This is a genomic window from Sorangium sp. So ce296 (assembly GCF_051529605.1).
Lineage (GTDB): Bacteria > Myxococcota_A > Polyangia > Polyangiales > Polyangiaceae > Sorangium > Sorangium cellulosum_D.
This window is the reverse complement of record NZ_CP150325.1, coordinates 612,838-632,593: the sequence shown is the minus strand read 5'-3', so window position 1 is coordinate 632,593 and position 19,756 is coordinate 612,838. Positions and strand designations below refer to the sequence as shown.

The window sequence follows — 19,756 nt, the reverse complement described above, 5'->3', positions numbered from 1 at the left end:
CGCCCCTCGGTTGCGCGCAGGGTCCGCGGGCGGGCGGGGCGGCGGGGGCGGCGAGGCCGAGGACTGCCGGGAGCGGGGGCCTGGGCGCGAGCGCATTCCTCATGGTGGGTCCGCATTGTAACGGCAGTTCACGGCCGCTTGGCAGCCGTCACGGCGAGCGCGGTTCGTCCTGGTCGCGGGGGCCGAGCCGCGGGGCCGAGCCGCGACGAAGGCACGTCGCTCCTGGTTCCCTCGGCACGGTCCGGCGTGTATGAAGGGCGCGTGGTCCGCTACGCCCTTGCCCGGACACCGATCCTGCGCCCCCTGATGCTCGTCGCGCTCGGGCTCGGGTCGGCCTGCAGCGGCGCCGCCTCGCCGGCGCCCGCGCCGCCGGCCCCCGGCGGGGAGGCGCCCGCGCCCCCGGCGGCGCCCGCGGCCCCCCGGCCCCAGGCCGCCCTCCCGGCGGAGGCGCCGCCCAACGTCGCCGAGGCGCAGGCCTTCCTGGCCGGCGTCGACCGGGACCTGCGCCGGCTGCGGCTCCAGTCCGCGCGCGCGGGGTGGGTGAACCAGACGTTCCTCACGGACGACACCGACGCGCTCGCCGCCTCCGCCGACGAGGCGAGCATGGAGTACCTCAACCGCACGATGAAGGCGGCGAGGCGCTTCGACGGCCTCGCGCTGCCCGCGGATCTGGCCCGCCAGCTGAAGCTGCTCAAGATCTCGACCACCCTGCCGGCCCCGAGCGACCCGGCGGAGCGCGCGGAGCTCGCCGCGCTCTCGGTCGAGATGACGAGCCTCTATGGCAAGGGCAAGTACTGCCCGAAAGGCAAGGCGGCGCGGCCGGCCCCGGCCGGTGCCGCTGCGGCGGCGGGGGCTCCGCCGGCGCAGAAATGTCTCGCGCTGGACGATCTCTCCGAGATCATGAAGACCAGCCGCAAATGGGATGAGCTGCTCGACGCGTGGACGGGCTGGCACGCGATCGCGCCGCCGCTCCGGCCGAAGTTCGAGCGGTTCGTCACCCTCGGCAACAAGGGGGCCGCGGAGGTCGGCTTCGCGGACCTCGGCGCGCTCTGGCGGGCCGGGTACGACATGCCGCCCGAGGCGTTCGAGGCCGACACCGAGCGGCTCTGGGGCCAGCTGAAGCCGCTCTACGACGAGCTGCACTGCTACGTGCGCGCCCGGCTGCGCGCGACGTACGGCAAGGACAGGATCGGCGACAAGGCCCCGATCCCTGCGCACCTGCTCGGCAACATGTGGGCCCAGGCGTGGTCGAACGTCTACGGCCTCATGGAGCCGTACAAGGGCCAGCCGTCGCTCGACGTGACGCGCAAGATCAAGGCGAAGAAGCTCGACGAGAAGCAGATGGTCGCGCTCGGCGAGCGGTTCTTCACCTCGCTCGGGTTCGACCCGCTGCCGGCCACGTTCTGGGAGCGGTCGCTCTTCACGAAGCCCACCGACCGCGAGGTCGTCTGCCACGCGAGCGCCTGGGACGTCGGCCAGAGGAACGACCTCCGCATCAAGATGTGCATCCGGCCGAACGAGGAGGATCTCATCACGATCCACCACGAGCTCGGGCACATCTATTACTATAACCAGTACTACAAGCTGCCGATCCTGTTCCAGGAGGGCGCCAACGACGGCTTCCACGAGGGGATCGGGGACACGCTGGCCCTCTCCGTGACGCCGAGCTATCTGAAGACGCAGGGGCTCGTCGACAGGGTGCCGGAGGACGAGAAGGGGCTCATCAACTTCCTCTTGAAGACGGCGCTCGACAAGGTCGCGTTCCTCCCGTTCGGCAAGCTCATCGATCAGTGGCGGTGGGACGTCTTCTCGGGCAAGACGAAGCCAGCCGACTACAACAAGGCGTGGTGGGCGCTCCGGCTCAAGTACCAGGGCGTCGCGCCGCCGGTGCCGCGCAGCGAGGCCGACTTCGACCCGGGGGCGAAGTTCCACGTCCCGGCGAATGTCCCGTACACGCGGTATTTCCTCGCGCACATCTATCAGTTCCAGTTTCACCGCGCGCTCTGCAAGGCGGCCGGGCACACGGGGCCGCTCCACGCGTGCTCGATTTACGGCAGCGCGGCCGCGGGCGAGAAGCTGCGCGCCATGCTGTCGCTCGGCGCGAGCCGGCCGTGGCAGGAGGCGATGAAGGCGATGACGGGGGAGACCGAGGCCGATCCGAGCGCGATGCTCGAGTACTTCGAGCCGCTCCGGAGGTGGCTCAAGGAGCAGAACAAGGGTGAAGTCTGTGGGTGGTAATCGAGCGTAGGTGAGCTGTGCGCGTCTTCGTCGCTGTTGATCCGGGAGCCGAGCTCCTCGCCAAGGTCGGAGAGCTCCTCAGGGAGATCTCGCCCCGGGCTCCGTCCGCCAAGTGGGTGGAGCCTGCAGGGCTGCATATCACGCTCGCCTTCATGGGCGAGATCGGAGAGGAGCGCCTGCCGCTCGTCATCGCGGCGGCCGGGAGCGTCGCCGCCTTCCACAGGCCGCTGACGCTGCGGATCGAGAAGGGCGGCGCGTTCGGCACGCGGCGCCGCCCGCGCGTGCTCTGGCTCGGGGTGGGCGGCGCGGTCGGCGCCCTCACCGCGATCCACCGCGATCTCGAGCAGACGCTCTCGCTCTCGACGGGCTACGTGCCGGAGGACCGGCCGTTCGAGCCGCACCTCACCCTCGCCCGCTCGCGCGACCCGCGCGGCGATCCGGCGCTCGACGCGTGCGCTCAGGCGATCGGCAACGTCGACTTCGGCGAGACGCGCGTCGAGGAGATCGTCGTCTACCAGAGCGAGATGACCCCGAAGGGCGCGCGCTACACCGCGCTCGCCCGCGTCCCGCTCGAGGGGATCGGCGCCCCGGAGCAGGGGCGCTGAGCGCCGCCCGGGCGTCGGCGTCGCGTCGCGGCGCCCCGACGCCCGCGCGTCCCGGGATCGAGAACGGGCCCGCGGCGCGCCGCCCCCGCGAGCGCTTCAGCGCTTGCGCGGGACGGGCGCGGGGATGAGCCCGAGGCGCACGGCCTCCTTGTAGGCGAACGATCGGCTCAGCCCGAGCAGCCGGCCCGCCGTCGCCGCGTTGCCGCCCGCGGCCCGGAAGGCGCGCGCGAACGCCTCGCGGCGCGCGCGCTCCAGCGTCTCGGCCAGCGCCTCGACGGGCTCCTCGCCCGGCGCGCCTCCGAGCAGCAGCCGCTCTCCGGCGGCCTCGACCAGCGGCGCGCCCCCGAGCAGCAGCCGCTCTCCGGCGGCCTCGACCAGCGGCGCGCCGGAGCGCTCCAGCGCGCCGGAGGCGGTCGTCTCGGCGGGACCGACGTCCTCGCGCCGCAGCACGAGCCGCCGGCCCGCGGCGCCCTTGCCCTCCGCGAGCGTCCGGCGCAGCACGGCGCGCTCGACGGTGTTCTTCAGCTCGCGGACGTTGCCCGGAAAGGCGCCCTGCGCGAGCGCGCGCAGCGCCGACTCGGTGAAGTCCACGCGCTCGGCGCCGAGCTCGGCCGCGACCTCCGCGGCGAAGCGCTCGCAGAGCGCCGGGATGTCCTCGCGTCGCTCGCGCAGGGGCGGCACGCAGATCGGGTAGACCCAGAGCCGGTGGAACAGGTCGGCGCGGAAGCGCCCCTCCGCGACCTCGCGCCGGAGATCGCGGTTCGTGGCGGCGACGACCCGCGCCTCGACGCGGCGCGGCCGATCCTCGCCCACGGGCTGGATCTCCCCCTCCTGCAGCGCGCGCAGGAGCTGCGCCTGGGCCGAGAGCGGGAGCTCGCCGATCTCGTCGAGGAAGATCGTCCCGCCGCGCGCCGCCTCGAACCTGCCGGCGCGCGCCGCGGTGGCGCCGGTGAACGCGCCCTTCCTGTGGCCGAAGAGCTCCGACTCGACGAGCTGCGCCGGGATCGCCGCGCAGTTGACGATCACGAGCGGCCGGCTCGCCCGCGGCGACCGCTCGTGGAGCGCGCGGGCGACGCGCTCCTTGCCCACGCCCGTCTCGCCCGTGACGAGCACCGGCACGGACAGCGGGGCGAGCATCGCGATCTCGCGCTCGATCCGCTGCATCGCGGCCGACCGGCCGGGCAGCGCCGGGCCGCCGGGCGCCTCGCGCGCCCCGGGGGCGAGGGCCGGCGCGAGGCCGGCGTCGAGCCGCAGCGCGCCGGCGCAGAGCGCCGCGAACACGCGCGCGTCCTCGTCGCGCAGATCGCCGAGCCCGTGGGGATCGAGGGCGTCGAGCGTGAGCAGGCCGGCGAGGCGGCCCTGCACGCGGAGCGGGACGGCCATGCAGGCGTGGATCGGGTGGATCTCGCCGGCGTTGCCGAGCAGCCAGCCGCTGTAGGGGTCGGGCTCGCTCGGGTCGAGGAACCGGATCGGCCCGGCCGCGAGCGTCGCCCTGCGGAGCCGCGGGTGCTCCGCGGGCCGGAAGCTGAGCCCCATGGCGGCCGGCGACAGCCCGATCTGCGCGGCGACGCCGACCGACCCGTCCTCGGCGGCCGCGAGCACCGAGAGCGCGTCGGCCGCCGTCACCTGCGCCAGGGCGCGCAGGATCCGCTGCAGCGCCTCGCCGCTTTCGGGCGCTTCGGACAGGCTGAGCACGGCGTCGAGCAGCGTCACGCGGGTTCCTCGAGGAGACGGATGCGGCGGCGGTTTCCTTCCGGAAACCACCGCAGGAAACACCGAGGGGACCGGCGGGGCAAGCGGCGACGGGCCTCTCGCGGCCAGCGCCGCTGCGCGCGATCGGGGACCCGGGTTTCCTGGAGGAAACCGCCGCGGCTCGCGGCGCGCGCCGAGCCGGCGGGATCGGCGCGCTCGGCCGGAGAAACGCGGCTGGCACAGCCCGTGCGATTCCCTGGGCGCCGGCGGGGGAGCTCGACGGCGAAGGCGATGGGCGCGCGGGCACGGCGCGCGGGCACGGAGGTTTGTCATGGGATTGAACGTGGGTCTGCTGCGGGAGAGCTTCGAGCTGGTGATCGGGAGGGAGCCCAACCTCACTCACCGTTTCTACGGCATCCTGTTCTCGCGATATCCGCAGGTGAAGCCGCTCTTCGGCCGCAACAGCCGGGAGCACCAGGAGAAGATGCTCGCCGAGGCGCTCGTCGCGGTCATCGACCGGCTGGAAGACGCGCCGTGGCTCGAGGAGAAGCTCATGGCGATGGGGGCCAAGCACGTCGACTACGGCGTCACGGACGCGATGTATCCCTGGGTCGCCGACGCCCTGATCTCCGCGATGGCCGAGGTCGCCGCGGCCGACTGGACCCCCGAGCACAAGCAGGCCTGGACGGACGCGCTCGGCGCCATCGCCTCGCTCATGCAGCGCGGAGCGCGGGCGTACTGCGCCGGCCGGCCCGAGGCGCAGGTGCCCGCGGCGCAGGCCGGCGGCTAGAGCGCCGGGCGCGTCACTCGCCCATCGCCTTGACGACGACGCGCTTGCGCCGCTTGCCGTCGAACTCGGCGTAGAAGATCTGCTGCCAGGGCCCGAGATCGAGCTTCCCCGCGGTGATGGGCACGATCACCTGGTGGTGCACGAGGATCGACTTGAGGTGGGCGTCGCCGTTGTCCTCGCCGGTCCGGTGGTGGTGGTAGTCGGGCCCGTCGGGGGCGAGCTGCTGGAGCCAGGCCCAGATGTCCTCCCAGAGGCCCGGCTCGTGGTCGTTCACGAACACGCCGGCGGTGATGTGCATGGCGCTCACGAGGACCATGCCCTCCCGGATGCCGCTCGCGGCGACGACGGCCGCGACGCGGTCGGTGACGTTGATGAGCTCGCGCTTGGCCTTCGTCTCGAAGTAGAAATACTCGGTCTTCGACTTCATGGCTCCTCCCGCGCGCGCGTCACGGGGCGTGACGGAGCGCGCAATCAACGACCCTACGACCGCGCGGCCGCGCCGCCTGTCGCCGCGGGCGCGCGCCGGCTCCGGGGCTCCATAGCCCACCTGCCGGCCCGGCGCGAACCGCGTGCGGGCCCCGCGCCGCGGGGCTACGCTCGAGCGCCGTGAAGGCCGCGCGGCGACGGTTGATCCTCGACATCGTGGCCACCGACGCCACGTTCGAGCGCACGGAGATCCGCGGTCAACCGGCGTGGGTGGGCAAGTGCATCCATTGCCTGTCGCACGTCGTCGTCGGCCTCGACGGCGAGCCGATCCAGCGCGCGACGATCGAGCACATCGTCCCGCGCACGCACGGCGGGACGGACGCGCTCGACAACCTGGCGCTCGCGTGCGGCCGGTGCAATGCGCTGAAGGGAATGCGGCTCGACGTGCGGCGCCGCGACGACCCGAAGCTCGTCGCGATCATCGAGCGGCTCCGGGAGCGCAAGGCGAGCCGCCTCCGCGGCGCCGGGACGTAGCGGGGCCATCCCGCGGCGCGGGGGGGCAGGGCGCTCGGCGCGCTGCGCTCAGGGGTAGAGGCGCTCGACGCGCCAGCCGTCGCCGTCGCGGAGGTAGACCACGCGGTCGTGCAGGCGGCTCTCCTGGCCGCGCCAGAACTCGATCCGCTCCGGCACCACGCGGAAGCCGCCCCAGAACGGCGGCCGGGGCACGGGCCCTCCGTCGAAGCGGGCCTCGATCTCGCGCACCCGCTCGAGGAGCGCCTCGCGCGAGGGCAGCAGCGCGCTCTGCCGAGACGCCCAGGCGCCGATCTGGCTGCCCCGCGGGCGGGTCTCGAAGTAGGCGTCCGACTCCGCGTCGCTGACCCGCTCGATGCGGCCCTCGACGCGGACCTGCTCGGCCGCCTTAGCCCAGTGGATGCACAGCGCGGCGAACGGGTTCGCCGCGATCTCCATCGACTTGCGGCTCTCGTAGTTGGTGAAGAACACGAACCCGCGATCGTCGATGCCCTTCAGCAGCACCATCCGCGCCGACGGGCGCCCCGACGCGTCCGCCGTGGCCAGCGTCATGGCCGTCGCGTCGGTCGGTTCGGTGGTTTGCCGCTGCTCGAGGAGCTCGCGCGCGAGGACGAAGGGGTCGGTCGGCTCGTTCGTCATGTGAAATTGCGGCATTCATATACAGGCAGCGAGCGCGCGTGGCGAACCCGAACGGCCAATATCGGCCGCGCCGCTTCGGGTTGAGCGCCGCGCGCGGCGGCGGCGCCGCTGCCGGCGCGGCGAGGCAACGAGCCGCGCGTGGGGCGAGGACGCGCGGGGGAGGGCGCGGCGGCTTTCCTTTCCGGGAAAGCCCGCGTTGTCGCGCACTCGTCGTTTTGATACTAGCGGAGATCCAGAGCGAGGGCGTGCATGGTCGCACCGGTCAACGTGGGGGACGTCCTCGCGGACAAGTACGAGGTCGAGCGCGTCCTCGGCGAGGGCGGGATGGGCGTGGTGGTCGCCGCCCGCCATCGCCTGCTCGGCGAGCGGGTGGCCATCAAGTTCCTGCTGCCCCAGGCCCGCGAGCGCGCCGATCTGGTGGCCCGCTTCCTGCGCGAGGGGCAGGCTGCGGCGCGCATCCGGAGCGAGCACGTGACGCGCGTGTTCGACGTCGGCACGCTCGCGCGGGGCGAGCCCTACCTCGTGATGGAGTACCTCGAGGGGACCGACCTCAAGGCCCTCCTGCGCGATCGCGGCCCGCTCTCGGTCGAGCTCGCGTGCGATTACCTGCTGCAGGCGTGCGAGGCGCTCGCGGAGGCGCACGCGCTCGGCATCGTCCATCGGGATCTGAAGCCGGGCAATCTGTTCCTCAGCCAGCGGGCCGACGGCAGCCCGCTCATCAAGGTCATCGACTTCGGCATCTCCAAGATGGCGCTCGCCTCCGAGCCCGCCGCGCCCAAGGCGCACGACATGACCGAGAGCTCGGCGATGCTGGGCTCGCCGCTCTACATGGCGCCCGAGCAGATGGTCTCCTCGAAGAGCGTCGACGCCCGCGCCGACGTCTGGTCGATGGGCGCGATCCTCTACCAGCTGCTCACGGGCGCCATCCCCTTCCAGGGCGACTCCGTGATGCAGATCTACGACCGCATCCTGGAGGGGCCGCCGCGGCTCCGCGGGCTGCGCGCCGACGTGCCCGAGCGCCTCGATCGCGCGGTGCAGCGCTGCCTCCAGCGGAACCCCGCCGATCGGTTCGGCAACATCGCCGAGCTCGCCGCCGAGCTGGCCCCGTTCGCGCCGCCCCACGCGCAGCACCTCGCCGAGCGCGCCGCGCGCGTGCTGCGGGTCCGCCTCGACGCGATCGGGGAGGGGAGCGCCGAGGGGGGCCGCGAGCCCGGGCGGCGCCCGCTCTCCACGGCGCCCGGGCCCGGCAGCGCGCCGCCGCCGCCCGGCGGCAGCTCCGGCGGCCGGGGCGTGCCGGCCGGCTCGGCGTGGGGTGCGCCCACGGCGCTCCTGACGGACGGCGCGGCCACGGATCGCTCCTGGGGCGGTACGCGCGCCTCGTCGGGCAGCGGCCGCGCCGGGGCGCGCGCCCTCGGGATCGCGGCGGCCATCGCCGCGGCGCTCCTGGGCGGCGCGGGGCTCGCGTGGGTGTTCGCGCTCCGCGCTCCCGCGCCGGACGCCGCGCCCGGCGCGCCGACGGCCTCGTCGGCGCCGGAGGCATCGTCGCCGCGCGACACGGCGGAGCCCGCGGCCGGCGGGCTCGCCGAGCTCCCCGACGGCGGCGCCGCGCTGCAGCCGGGGGCGAGCGCGACCGTGACCGTCAGCGCCATCGGGACGGCGCGGCCGGCGGCGAGCGCGGCCGCTGCGCCGAAGCCGAGCGCATCGGCGAGGGCGGCGCGGCCGCCCGGGCGGCCTTCGCCGCCGCCTCGGCCTACGCCGTCCCGCCCGGACGATCTTTTTTCCGATCCGCGATGACATCGCGTGCGCCCAGGAGAGGTCCCGTCTTGCTCTGCCATCGTCGTCCCCCGAGCACCTGTCCCGAGGCCGGCTGCCGTGCGGCGGCCTCCAGCGCGCCGCGGATCGGGGGCGCGCGTCTCCGTGCGCTCGCGCTCCTGTCGGCGCTCTCTGCGCTCACCGCGCTCGCGCCGGCCGCGCGCGCCGCGGAGCCCAGCCGGGAGGAGCGCGCCGCCGCGGTCGCGCTGTTCGACGAGGGGCGCGCGCTGATGGCGGCGGGCAAGCACGCCGAGGCCTGCCCGAAGTTCGCCGAGAGCCACCAGATCGATCCGGGCATCGGCACCCTGTTCAACCTCTCCGATTGCTACGAGCGCATCGGCCGGATCGCGACGGCGTGGATCGGCTTCCGCGACGTCGCGGCCGCCGCGCTGTCGGCGGGCCAGACGGAGCGCGAGCGGGTGGCGCGCGGCCGGGCCGCCGCGCTCGAGCCGCGCCTCTCGCGCCTGCAGATCGTGGTCCCGAACGAGGCGGCGATCTCCGGGCTCTCGCTCACGCGGGACGGCGTCGCCGTGGGGCGGGCGCTCTGGGGGACGGCGGTGCCGCTCGACCCTGGCGAGCATCGGGTCGCCGCCGCGGCGCCCGGGCACACGCCGTGGGAGACGAAGGTCGTGATCGACAAGCCGGGCGTGGTGAGCGTCGCCGTGCCCGCGCTCGAGCGCGGGCCGGCGCCGGAGCCCGCCGCGCGCTCGAGCGCCGCGCCCGGCGCGCCCGTCGCGCCGCCGGCGGCCCGTCCGCCGGCGGACACGCCGCCTCCGCCGCAGGGCGGGAGCCTCCGCAAGCCGATCGGCATGGTGGGGGTCGGGCTCGGCGTGGTCGGGCTCGGCGTCGGCACGGCGCTCGGCTTCGTGGCCAAGTCGACCTTTGACGAGTCCATCGAGGGCGGCCACTGCGACGAGGCGGGCCGCTGCGTCGACCAGACGGGGCTCGATCTCCGCGACGATGCGGTCAGGATGGGCAACATCGGGACGGTGGTGTTCATCGCCGGGGCGGTGCTCGCGGCCGGCGGGGCGGTCCTCTGGATCACCGCGCCCTCTGCGCCCGACGCGGCGATGGCGTCCGGGGGCGGGCGCGGGCGGACGGGCGGCGTGCCCTTTCGCGCGCGCGTCGGCCTCGGCCCTGGCAGCGCGTGGATCGCGGGCTCGTTCTGAGCGGCGCGCGGGACGAGCAAAGATGGCAGACAACGTAGTTGTCTGTCTGCGCGCTGAGCTCCGACGTACGGAGAGCCGTAGTGGCCCACGACGGCCGGTGAGCCCGTGCGGCGGCCCTCGCCGGCGGGATCCGTGCATGCGGTGATCAGAGGGGCGGTGGGCGGGAATATAGCCCTGGCTTCGACCAGAAACAGATTCACGCGTACCGCTCTGCTTCAAATGTCTGCCTTGGAGAGATGGCCGTCGCACCGCCGGAGTGCCTCGCCTGTCAGGCGCGTTCCGCCTGAACGGCGGATTGAGCCCATGAGCGGCGCGATGCCGTTCGATACCGATCGATCGGGGCGACGCCCCTTCACTTCATCCCGGCGGCGACCCGTCGAGCGGGCTTATCGGCGGTCTTCGGTCCTGTGGTCGATGACCGCTGGGACTACGGGCCACGCTCTTTCGCCCCGGCAGTAGATCATGAGTGCGCCACGGCGCCTCTCATGTAGAATGCGCCCCATGAAAAAACAGCGTACGACCTTGGCTTTGTGGATGGCTTTGACGCTGGGTGGCGGCGCGTGTCTCGCGCTGGGCACCGGCGCATGCGGCGATGACGGGGAGACGGGCTCCAGCGGCGCGACCTCCGGCCCGGGGGGGAGCCAGGGCTCCACCGGGACGACGGGAACGGGGGCTGGGAGCGGGACGGGCGCTGGGCCTGCGACGACGACGAGCGGCTCCGGCGGCGCGGGCGGCGGCACGACGACGGCGACCGGGACCACCACGACGGGACAGGGCGGCTCGGGCGGCGACGAGCCGACGGCGTGCGACGCCACCGCGGCTCCCGATGTCGGGAAGCTAGCGCTCGCTCCCGTCGTCACCAACTTGGACAAGCTGGTTTATGCCGCGCAGCCGAAGGGCTCGGACGACTGGTACCTCGTGCAGCAGACCGGTCAGATCCGCGTGTTCTCGGGCGGCGCGCTGCGCCCCAAGGTCTTCCTCGACGTGAGCAGCGAGATCCGGCTCCAGAGCGGTTCCTTCGACGACGAGCGCGGGCTCATCAGCATCGCGTTCCCGCCCGACTACGAGACGAGCGGCAAATTCTACGTCATGATGACGCCGACCACGGGCACGAACATGAACCGCGATACGGTGCTCGAGTTCAAGCGCTCCGCCGGCGATCCTTACGTGGCCGATCCGACGCCCACGAAGACGATCCTGCGGCTCGACAGCTCGCAGGTGAACCACAACGGCGGCCACGTCGTGTTCGGGCCTGACGGCATGCTCTACGTCGGCACGGGCGACGGAGGCGGGTCCTGCAACAACGACAAGCAGGGGGCGCCGCAGGATCCGAGCTCGCTGTTCGGCAAGATCCTGCGCCTCGATCCGAACGCTCCCGAGCCGTACGCCGCGGCCGGCAATCCCTTCCCGGGCGACGGCGCGCGGACCTGGCATTATGGCCTGCGCAATCCGTATCGCTTCGGCTTCGATCGCGCGACGGGCGACCTCTACATCGGCGACGTCGGCCAGGATTCGTACGAGGAGGTCGACTACGTCCCCGCGGGCGTGTCGGGGCTGAACTTCGGCTGGGCGAAGTTCGAGGGCGACCACGAGGATACCTGCCGCGGGCGCACCCTGCGCGAGGGCTCGACGCACACGCGGCCCATCGTCGACATGGACCGGAGGGCGAGCGCGACGGGGCCGTTCCGCGATTACAAGTCGGTCATCGGCGGCTTCGTGTACCGGGGCGCCGAGGTGCCTCAGCTCAAGGGCGTGTACCTGTTCGGCGACTACACCGGAGGGCGCATGGGCGCGCTCGTCCAGTGCGGGGACAAGACGTCGCCCCTCACGCTCATCCTCAAGAACCCCGATCCGAACACGCCCAACGCTCCGGCGTTCACGCGTCAGGGCGGGCTGCCGACCTTCGAGGGGCTCACCGCGATCGTCGAGGACAACGCCGGCGAGCTCTACTTCGTGGCGAACCGCAACAGCCTGGTGAAGATCGTCCCCGGGACGTGAGCGAGCCCGAGCACGGCGCGGGCGCCGGATCACCGGCGCCTCGCGTCGTGCTCTGCCCCTGGCGCGCGCTCGCCTCCGGGCGCGCGTCCCCGCCTCCGCGCGCGCGCCCATGCGCGCCCGCTGCGCCACCCTCACGGCAATCCGCCATCGTTGCAGCCGTCGTGCCGCGTCCGATCGCTGCCGGCGGCGCGCCCCCTACCGAGCGCCCAGCGGATGTGCTTCGCTTGCGCCGCTCATTCAGGAGGCTCCCCATGAAGAATGTCTTGACCGTGCTTGTGGCGCTCGGCGCCGTGTGTCTCGTCGGCTGCGAGGACAAGCCCCAGCAGGTGACGCCCGAGCCGCCGAAGGGCGCGACCACGGCCGAGGCGGCGAAGCCCGCGCCCAAGCCGGCCGAGCCCGCGAAGGCGGCGCCGGTCGAGAGCGCCAAGCCGGCGAGCACCGGCGGCTGGTGATCGGCGCGGGGGCTCGGCCCGCTGCCCCGTGGCGCCGACCCATGGCCGCGCGCCCCCTCGCGTTCGCGCTCTCGCTCGGCCTCGCCGCCGCGGCCTGCGACGGCCGCCCCGCGCCGCCGGCCCCCGGCGGCGGCCCCGATCCGCTCGATCCGCTGCGGCGCTTCGAGGCGGCCCGTCGCGCCGCGACCGACTTCTCCCGCCTGCCCAGCTCCGACCGGCTGCTCGGGCCCGATCCGATCGCGCTCCGCCCCGTGGATCCGCTGGGCCGCCCCGCCGCGCCGGGCGCGCCCGCGCTGCTCTCGCCGCTCCGCGGCCGCGACGCGCTCGTCTTGCTCGACGCGTCGCTGCGCGAGCTCTCCCGCGCCCCCGCGCCGGCCTCGCCGACGGGGGTCGCGGTCATGCCCTCCGGCGAGGTCTTCGCGAGCGGCGAGGCGTCGCCCGCGCTCTTCCGCTACGTCGTGCGCGGCGCCTCGCTCGAGCTCGCGGGGCGCATCGAGCTCGCGGGCGTCCGCGGCGTCCGCGACGTCGCCGCCGGCCCCGAGGGGGTCCTCTACGCGCTCGACGAGCGCGCGGGCGCCCTCCTCACGCTGCGCCCCGGCCCTGCCCGCGCGGACGGGCGCCTCGACGTCGAGCGCTGGGACGAGCCGATCGGCGCCGGCCCGTTCCGCGTCGTCCGGCTCGCGCGCCACCTCATCGTCGACTGCCTCCTCGACCACACGCTCGTCGTGCTCCCGGTCGGCGCGGACGGCCGCCCGCTCCCGGGCGGCGCGGCGCGCATCCGCCACGACGGCCCGATCTGGAGCTTCGACGCGATCGAGACGGACGACGCCGGAGGCGGGCTCCTGCTCGCCGCGGGCGGGGTCGAGGATCGCCCGCTCGACCGGACCGGCGGCTCGTTCGGCTACATCGACTCGTTCGTCTTCCTCTACCGCGTCGCCACCGGCGCCCGGCCCGAGGCGGCGCTGCTCTCGGCCGTGAACGTCTCGGAGCACGGCGTCCTCACCCCGAAGGCGATCGCGCTCTCGGCGCTCCCGTCCGGCGTGCGCGTGGTCGCGACCGGCTACGGCGGCGACCGCCGGGCCGAGCTCCTCTTCCGCGCCACGGACGCCGGCCTCTCGGCCGCGCCGGAGGTCTCCACGCGCCCGCTCGCCCCCGGCGTCGCCGCCATGGCCGCGCTCGGCGGTGGCGCCTTCGCTTACGCGAACCCCCTGCTCGACGCGTGGCTGCTCGACGCGGGCGGCGAGGGCGCCGCGGTCGCGAAGCGGCCGGTCCAGGACGGCGGCGCGGACGCCCGCGCCGAGGAGCTCCGCCTCGGGGAGGCGCTCTTCTTCACGTCGCTGATGGCGCCGTGGAACAGGACCGACGGCCCGCTCAGCCGGTTCACCTGCGAGACGTGCCACTTCGAGGGCTACGTCGACGGCCGCACGCACCACACGGGCCGCGGCGACGTGCGCGCCACGACCAAGCCGCTGCTCGGCCTGTTCAACAACCGCCCCCACTTCTCCCGGGCCCTCGATCCGGACCTCACCACGATGGCGGACAACGAGTTCCGCGTCGCCGGCGCGCTGAGCGGGCACGACCCGTGGTTCTCCCTCTCCGCCGCCGACGCCCCGTGGCTCGCCGAGCTCGGGCTGTCCGACGCGGCGCGCGCCGGGTTGCCCCCCGAGGCGCTCCGCCGCGCGCTCATGAGCTTCCTCATGGCGTTCTCGCACCGCGCGAACCCCGCGGCCCTCGGCCGCTCGAGCTTCACCCCGCTCGAGCGCAACGGCGCCCGGGTGTTCCGGGACCGCTGCGCGCGCTGCCACGCGCCCGTGCTCCGCAGCGACGATCCCGGCTCCGCGGTGCCGTTCGAGCGCTGGGAGGAGCTCGTGCTCGCGCCCGAGGGGGCGATCGTGTGGGGCCGCGCCGGGTACGAGAGGACCGGCGTCGTGCCGTACGTGCACGAGGACGGCGCGCGGGTGCCGTCGCTGCGGCGGCTCTACAAGAAGCGGCCGTACTTCACGAACGGCTCCGCGAAGAGCCTGCGGCAGGTGCTCGAGCGGGCGCGCTTCCACGACGGGGGCGGCCGCGCCGACGCGCCGGTCGGCGCCGCGCCGGGCGCCTTCTTCCACGACGGCGCCCCCGCGGGCGAGGGCCTCGCCGCGCTGGACGCCGGGTCGATCGAGGCGCTGCTCGCCTTCCTCGATCTGCTCTGACCCGCGCGCGCTCGGCGCTGCGCAGAGGCGCGTCTGTCCCCCCTTTTTCGCGGCCGGCCGAGCCCCGGGCCCGCCCGCGCGGATCCCGCAGCATCGCCGCGCGATCCGCGGTAAATAGGCGAGATGCGACTTCACCCCACGTTCCCCCGCCCGTCGGCGGCGGCCATCGACAAGGCGCGCCGGCTCCTCGAGCGCGCGCTCGGCCCCTCCAAGGTCATCACGTCGGCCGAGGGATGCGCCGCGTACGCGGGGGACGAGTCGGATCAGCCGCCGGTGAGCCCGGACGCGGTCGTGCTCGCCTCCTCGCCGGCCGACATCGAGAAGGCGGTGCGGGCGGCGAGCGAGGCCGAGGTGCCGGTCGTGCCGCGCGCCGCCGGCAGCGGCAAGTCGGGCGGCGCGGTGCCCGTGGCGGGCGGCATCGTCATCGCCACGATCGGCATGAGCTCCATCAAGGAGATCAGCCGGGAGGAGCAGGTCGCGGTCGTCGAGCCGGGCGTCATCCTCGCCGACCTGCACGCGGCCGTCGAGGCCGAGGGGCTCTTCTACCCGCCCGATCCGAACTCGCTCAAGATGTGCGCCCTCGGCGGCAACATCGCCGAGAACGCCGGCGGCCCGCGCGCCTTCAAGTACGGCGTCACGCGCGAGTACGTGCTCGGGCTCGAGGCGATCCTCGTCGACGGCACGCGCCTCCGCACCGGCCGGCGCACGGTGAAGGGCGTGACGGGCTACGACGTCACGGCGCTGCTCGTCGGCAGCGAGGGCACGCTGGCGATCACGACGGAGGCGACGCTCCGGCTCATCGCGAAGCCCCCGTCGGTCATGACGCTGCTCTGCCTGTTCCCGGACGTGCGCGCGAGCGGGCGCGCCGTGAGCGCCCTCGTCGCCGCCGGCGTCGTGCCGCGCTGCCTCGAGCTGCTCGACCGCCCGACGCTCGACGCGGTCCGGGCGCGCGGCGTCGGGGTCGACGAGCGCGCGGGCGCGATGCTGATCATCGAGGTCGACGGCGAGCCCGCGGACTGCGAGGTCCAGACCGAGCGGGTGGGGCAGGTCTGCATGGACGCCGGGGCGCTCGACGTGCTCGTCGCGCAGGACAAGGCGCAGCGCGACCGGCTCTGGGAGGCGCGCCGCCAGCTCTCGCCCACGACGCGCGCCATGGCGCGCCACAAGATCTCGGAGGACGTCGTGGTCCCGCGCGACAAGATCCCGGCGCTGCTCGACGAGGTCGCGGAGATCTCGGCGGCGACCGGCGTCCGCATGCTCACGTACGGCCACGCCGGCGACGGCAACCTCCACGTCAACCTGCTCTGGAACGAGCCGGAGCTCGTCCCCCAGGTCGAGGCGGCGCTGTCGCGCCTGTTCCGCGCGGTGATCGGCATGCGCGGCACGCTGAGCGGCGAGCACGGTATCGGGACGTCGAAGGCCGAGTTCCTCGCGCTCGAGCAGTCGCCGGAGCTCATCGCCATCGAGCGCAGGATCAAGGCGGTGTTCGACCCGAAGGGCCTGCTCAACCCGCACAAGATCTTCCCGCGGCGCGCGCTCACCGCCGCCGAGCGGGGCGAGCGCGACGGCGGGGCCGAGCGCGCCCCTGGCTTCCCCACCCACGTCGCGGCGCCGTCGCACGGGGCGTGCTGAGCCGTGCGGGTCCTCGGCATCGATCCCGGGTCGCGCCACCTCGGCTGGGGCCTGCTCGTCCGGCAGGGCACGCGCGTCGAGCACGTCGCGCACGGCGTCATCGACATCGACACGAGCGGGACGTTCGCCGGCCGGCTGGTGGAGATCGACGACGAGCTCGGGAAGGTGATCGCCGCGCACGCGCCCGACGCGGCGGCGGTGGAGAGCCTGTTCTTCGCGAAGGACGCGCAGAGCGCGGCGAAGCTCGGCCACGCGCGCGGGGTCGTGCTGCTCCGGCTGGCGCGCGCCGGCGTGCCGATCTCGGAGTACCCGCCGGCGCTGGTGAAGCGGACCATCGTCGGCCGCGGCGCGGCCGAGAAGGCGCAGGTGGCGCAGGTGATGACCGCGGTCCTGCGGCTCGCCGCGCCCCCGCGGCCGGACGCGGCCGACGCGCTCGCCATCGCGATGACCCACCTCAGCGCCGCGGGCTTCGCGGCCGCGCTGGCGGCGTCCGGCGCGCCCGCCCCGTCCCGGGCCCGGCCGCGGCGGGCGCGCCTCGGTTGAGCGCGGCCTGGCCGCGCGCGGCGGCTCGGCGCGACGTGGCCCCGCCAGGCGCGACCGAGGCGGTCCGGGCGCACACACCGTGTGCTATGGAGCCTGCATCGGACGCGCCCGCGCCGCGTCCAAAGTGAAAAGTTGCGGCGCGCCCCGGCTTCAGCGAGGGCGGCGGTCGCCGGGGGGACCGGCGGTGAACACCGGTGCCCCTGTCTCACGAAGCGCGGAGGCGACACGCCTCTGGACATCAAAGGAGATCGGGAAGGATGACGCGAACCTCACTTTACCGCCTGGTCGCCGCGTGCCTCATCGGGCTGGCGGCGCCTGTCACGGCCGTGCTCGCGACGCCCGGCGAGTCCCAGGCCGCGGGCCCCACCGCCGAAGAGCTCGGCAGGCGCGTCCAGCAGTTCTACGACTCCACGAAGACCTTCAAGGCGAGCTTCACGCAGACCTACACGATCAAGGTCCAGGACGTGAAGAAGGTCTCCACCGGCAAGGTGATCTTCGAGAAGCCCGGCAAGATGAGCTGGGTCTACGACGCGCCGAACGGCAACCGCGTCGTCTCCGACGGCGAGACGATCAAGGTCTACGAGAAGGACAACGAGCAGATGTTCGAGACGCCGGTGAAGGGCTCCCAGTACCCGGCGGCGCTCGCGTTCCTGATGGGCAAGGGCCAGCTCACGAAGGATTTCTCGCTCCGCCTGCTCGACCCGGCGCAGATGAAGTTCGAGGGCGGCTATGTCCTCGAGGGGACGCCGAAGGAGGCGACCCCGGCCTATCAGAAGATGCTCCTCTACGTGGACGGGCAGACCAACCAGGTGCGCCGCGTGCTGATCCTCGACGCGCAGGGCAACCGGAACCGGTTCGACTTCGCGTCGCCGGTCGTCAACCAGCCTGTCGCCAAGAACGAGTTCAATTTCACGCCGCCTCCCGGCACGCGCGTCGTCCGCCCCTGACGCCACCCCGGCGCGCGGCGGCCGCCGCGCGTCACCTCCGCCGATAGCTCGAGGAAGCGGAGCGTCACGGCGCCCGCGCTCCTCGCCGAGCGCGCCGCGCCGGATGCCTCAGGGAGGTATGCCCGGCGCGTCCCGGCGTGGTAGAAATATCGTGTGATGCTTCGATCCGGCGGGTGTGAACGACAGCTCCGAGACTGCCGTTGCCCGCCGCGGATCGTCGCCGCTTCTGGCGGCTCCATGCGTGCGGTGGGGGTCCGTCTCGGCTGAGCGGTCACCCGCTGTCACGAGGATTTCGCGAGAGCGCTCGAGCCATGGACAACGCCCACGGACACCGTCCCGATTTCCGCGGCCTGCCGCAGCAACCCCGGCCGTCGGAGCGCCCGAGCGAGCACGCCCAGCCCGGCGGCGGGCAGGCTCGCCCGGGGTATCCGGCGCACGGCGCGGGGCCGCACTCCCCGGGACAGCCGCCGCACTGGCCGCAGGGGCATGGGCAGGCGCCGCAGGGGCACGGGGCGGCGCCGCAGGGCTACGGACAGGCGCCGCAGGGCTACGGACAGGCGCCGCAGGGCTACGGACAGGCGCCGCAGGGTTACGGACAGGCGCCGCAGGGTTACGGACAGGCGCCGCAGGGTTACGGACAGGCGCCGCAGGGGCACGGGGCGGCGCCGCAGGGCTACGGTCAGGCGTCGCAGGGCTACGGACAGGCGCCGCAGGGCTACGGACAGGCGCCGCAGGGCTACTGGCCCCCGTCCCGTGCGCCGATGCCCGCGCACGGCCCTGGCCCGCAGCACGGCGCTCCCTCGCCGCACGGCGCCGCGCAGCCTGCGCCCGCGCATCCCCACGCCGGCTACCCTGCGGTCCTGCGGGCGGCGCGAAGGCCCGACCCGGACCGGCGGCGGCGCATCGCCGGGCTGTGGCTGTGGGCCAACGGTATCGTCGCGGGCGCGGTCCTCAACGTGATCTTCACGCTCTTCGGCGTGATCGAGTCCGGGGGGAGCATGCTCGGCGCCATGGTCGTCGGCGCGCTCTTCGCGTTCCCGCCGCTCGTCCTCTACCTCTTCGTCCCGATGGTCATCGATCGGTACGATCCGGAGCCGTGGTGGTGCTTGCTGATGGCGTTCCTGTGGGGCGCGCTCGCGGCGACCGGCTTCTCGATCCTGATCAACACCGGCGTGCACGTCGGCGTCTCCAGCAGCTTCGGCGAGCCGATGGGCGAGCTCGTCAGCGCGTCGGTCAGCGCCCCGTTCGCGGAGGAGCTCTTCAAGGGGCTCGGCGTGTTCGGCTTCTTCTACTTCTTGCGCCGCGAGTTCGACGGCATCGTCGACGGCATCATCTACGCCACGTTCTGCGCGCTCGGCTTCGCCGCCGTGGAGAACGTGCTGTACTACGCGCGCGCGTCGATGCAGGGCAGCGACGTGCTCGCCGGCACCTTCGTCCTGCGCGGCGTGTTCACGCCCTGGCTCCACCCGCTGTTCACGTCGATGACCGGGATCGGCTTCGGTCTCGCCCGGGAGTCGTCGAAGACCTGGGTGCGCGTCGCGGCCCCGATCGGCGGCTACCTGCTCGGCGTCGCGCTGCACGCGGTGTGGAACTTCCTCCCGACCGCGCTGGGCCGCGCGATGGGGGATCTCTTCATGCCGTGGCTGCTGCTCTGGCTGTGCTTCGTCGCGTCGTTCTTCGGGATCATCGTGGCGCTCGTCATCCGCAAGGGCTGGGTGATCCGGGATCATCTGCGCGACGAGGTCGCGCTCGGCATGCTCACCCAGGACGAGCTCGAGCTGGTCTGCTCGCCGATCGGGCGGCTCCGGTGCACCCTCGGCTGGCGCGGGGCCACCGGGCGGAGCTTCATCCGCGCCGGCGCGCGGCTCGCGCTCAGCAAGTGGCACACGGCGCGCGCGCTGGAGGGCCGCAACCGGACGCTCAGCGCCGACTTCATCGGCCCGCTCCGGCACGAGATCGCGCAGCTCCGGCAAGAGCTCCTAGCCCGAGCTCCGCGCTAGAGCGGCGGTCCTCCGCTTCGGATACGGGCCCACCTCGACGTTTTCGGTGCTCAGCGCACTGGAGTGCGCCTCCGCGCCGAAAACGCC

The 19,756-nt window shown here is 74.0% G+C and carries 16 protein-coding genes; 13 read left to right on the top strand and 3 right to left on the bottom strand.

Features of this window, described 5'->3' with window-relative positions; translation table 11 throughout:
- Nucleotides 1-306 precede the first annotated feature (306 nt).
- A complete protein-coding gene (locus WME98_RS02485) occupies nt 307-2,238 on the top strand; it encodes a M2 family metallopeptidase (protein ID WP_437953950.1) in 1,932 nt (643 codons plus the stop codon).
- A 17-nt stretch (nt 2,239-2,255) separates the two neighbouring features.
- Nucleotides 2,256-2,843, top strand: coding sequence for an RNA 2',3'-cyclic phosphodiesterase (gene thpR / locus WME98_RS02480; protein ID WP_437313354.1), 588 nt, complete (start codon nt 2,256-2,258; stop codon nt 2,841-2,843).
- Nucleotides 2,844-2,939: 96 nt separating this feature from the next.
- Here thpR and WME98_RS02475 read toward each other — a convergent pair whose 3' ends face one another.
- Nucleotides 2,940-4,556 (bottom strand): sigma 54-interacting transcriptional regulator, encoded by a 1,617-nt coding sequence (locus tag WME98_RS02475; RefSeq protein WP_437949785.1) that lies wholly within the window; start codon nt 4,554-4,556, stop codon nt 2,940-2,942.
- A 310-nt stretch (nt 4,557-4,866) separates the two neighbouring features.
- On the opposite strand from WME98_RS02475, the gene WME98_RS02470 reads away from it, so the two are divergent.
- A complete protein-coding gene (locus WME98_RS02470; protein WP_437949784.1) occupies nt 4,867-5,325 on the top strand; it encodes a globin domain-containing protein in 459 nt (152 codons plus the stop codon).
- A 13-nt stretch (nt 5,326-5,338) separates the two neighbouring features.
- Here the strand turns inward: WME98_RS02470 and WME98_RS02465 are convergent, their stop codons facing one another.
- Nucleotides 5,339-5,752: a secondary thiamine-phosphate synthase enzyme YjbQ gene (locus WME98_RS02465; protein WP_061623112.1), complete on the bottom strand. Its 414-nt coding sequence runs from the start codon at nt 5,750-5,752 to the stop codon at nt 5,339-5,341.
- Nucleotides 5,753-5,931: 179 nt separating this feature from the next.
- Here WME98_RS02465 and WME98_RS02460 point away from each other — a divergent pair, with 179 nt between their 5' ends.
- Nucleotides 5,932-6,285 carry an HNH endonuclease gene (locus tag WME98_RS02460; RefSeq protein WP_061623111.1) on the top strand — a complete coding sequence of 118 codons (354 nt, stop codon included), beginning with the start codon at nt 5,932-5,934 and terminating at the stop codon, nt 6,283-6,285.
- 48 nt (nt 6,286-6,333) lie between these two features.
- On the opposite strand, the gene pdxH is transcribed toward WME98_RS02460, so the two are convergent.
- A complete protein-coding gene (pdxH, locus tag WME98_RS02455) occupies nt 6,334-6,921 on the bottom strand; it encodes a pyridoxamine 5'-phosphate oxidase (protein ID WP_437949783.1) in 588 nt (195 codons plus the stop codon).
- Between the two features lie 249 nt (nt 6,922-7,170).
- Between pdxH and WME98_RS02450 the strand changes: the two genes are divergently transcribed.
- From WME98_RS02450 to WME98_RS02410, 9 genes are all read left to right on the top strand, one after another.
- A complete protein-coding gene (locus WME98_RS02450; protein WP_437949782.1) occupies nt 7,171-8,715 on the top strand; it encodes a serine/threonine-protein kinase in 1,545 nt (514 codons plus the stop codon).
- 29 nt (nt 8,716-8,744) lie between these two features.
- Nucleotides 8,745-9,902, top strand: coding sequence for a hypothetical protein (locus tag WME98_RS02445; protein WP_437949781.1), 1,158 nt, complete (start codon nt 8,745-8,747; stop codon nt 9,900-9,902).
- A gap of 534 nt (nt 9,903-10,436) precedes the next feature.
- Nucleotides 10,437-11,900: a PQQ-dependent sugar dehydrogenase gene (locus tag WME98_RS02440; RefSeq protein WP_437949780.1), complete on the top strand. Its 1,464-nt coding sequence runs from the start codon at nt 10,437-10,439 to the stop codon at nt 11,898-11,900.
- A 251-nt stretch (nt 11,901-12,151) separates the two neighbouring features.
- Nucleotides 12,152-12,352, top strand: coding sequence for a hypothetical protein (locus WME98_RS02435; RefSeq protein WP_437949779.1), 201 nt, complete (start codon nt 12,152-12,154; stop codon nt 12,350-12,352).
- Between the two features lie 41 nt (nt 12,353-12,393).
- Entirely contained in the window at nt 12,394-14,547 is a 2,154-nt protein-coding gene (locus WME98_RS02430) for a hypothetical protein (protein WP_437949778.1), read from the top strand.
- 123 nt (nt 14,548-14,670) lie between these two features.
- Nucleotides 14,671-16,179: an FAD-binding oxidoreductase gene (locus WME98_RS02425; protein WP_061621407.1), complete on the top strand. Its 1,509-nt coding sequence runs from the start codon at nt 14,671-14,673 to the stop codon at nt 16,177-16,179.
- Nucleotides 16,180-16,182: 3 nt separating this feature from the next.
- Nucleotides 16,183-16,722 (top strand): crossover junction endodeoxyribonuclease RuvC, encoded by a 540-nt coding sequence (ruvC, locus tag WME98_RS02420; RefSeq protein WP_020738074.1) that lies wholly within the window; start codon nt 16,183-16,185, stop codon nt 16,720-16,722.
- Nucleotides 16,723-16,979: 257 nt separating this feature from the next.
- On the top strand, nt 16,980-17,669 hold the full coding sequence (locus WME98_RS02415) for a LolA family protein (protein WP_437331965.1): 690 nt from the start codon (nt 16,980-16,982) through the stop codon (nt 17,667-17,669).
- Between the two features lie 311 nt (nt 17,670-17,980).
- Complete coding sequence (locus tag WME98_RS02410; RefSeq protein WP_437949777.1) at nt 17,981-19,669, top strand: PrsW family glutamic-type intramembrane protease; 1,689 nt, start codon at nt 17,981-17,983, stop codon at nt 19,667-19,669.
- Nucleotides 19,670-19,756 lie beyond the last annotated feature (87 nt).

Coding starts and splice junctions, on each gene's coding strand:
- WME98_RS02485 (WP_437953950.1), top strand. CDS start 307: ATGCTCGTCGCGCTCGGGCTCGGGTCGGCCTGCAGCGGCGCCGCCTCG.
- WME98_RS02470 (WP_437949784.1), top strand. CDS start 4,867: ATGGGATTGAACGTGGGTCTGCTGCGGGAGAGCTTCGAGCTGGTGATC.
- WME98_RS02465 (WP_061623112.1), bottom strand. CDS start 5,752: ATGAAGTCGAAGACCGAGTATTTCTACTTCGAGACGAAGGCCAAGCGC.
- pdxH (WP_437949783.1), bottom strand. CDS start 6,921: ATGACGAACGAGCCGACCGACCCCTTCGTCCTCGCGCGCGAGCTCCTC.
- WME98_RS02450 (WP_437949782.1), top strand. CDS start 7,171: ATGGTCGCACCGGTCAACGTGGGGGACGTCCTCGCGGACAAGTACGAG.
- WME98_RS02440 (WP_437949780.1), top strand. CDS start 10,437: ATGGCTTTGACGCTGGGTGGCGGCGCGTGTCTCGCGCTGGGCACCGGC.
- WME98_RS02435 (WP_437949779.1), top strand. CDS start 12,152: ATGAAGAATGTCTTGACCGTGCTTGTGGCGCTCGGCGCCGTGTGTCTC.
- WME98_RS02430 (WP_437949778.1), top strand. CDS start 12,394: ATGGCCGCGCGCCCCCTCGCGTTCGCGCTCTCGCTCGGCCTCGCCGCC.
- WME98_RS02425 (WP_061621407.1), top strand. CDS start 14,671: ATGCGACTTCACCCCACGTTCCCCCGCCCGTCGGCGGCGGCCATCGAC.
- WME98_RS02415 (WP_437331965.1), top strand. CDS start 16,980: ATGACGCGAACCTCACTTTACCGCCTGGTCGCCGCGTGCCTCATCGGG.
- WME98_RS02410 (WP_437949777.1), top strand. CDS start 17,981: ATGGACAACGCCCACGGACACCGTCCCGATTTCCGCGGCCTGCCGCAG.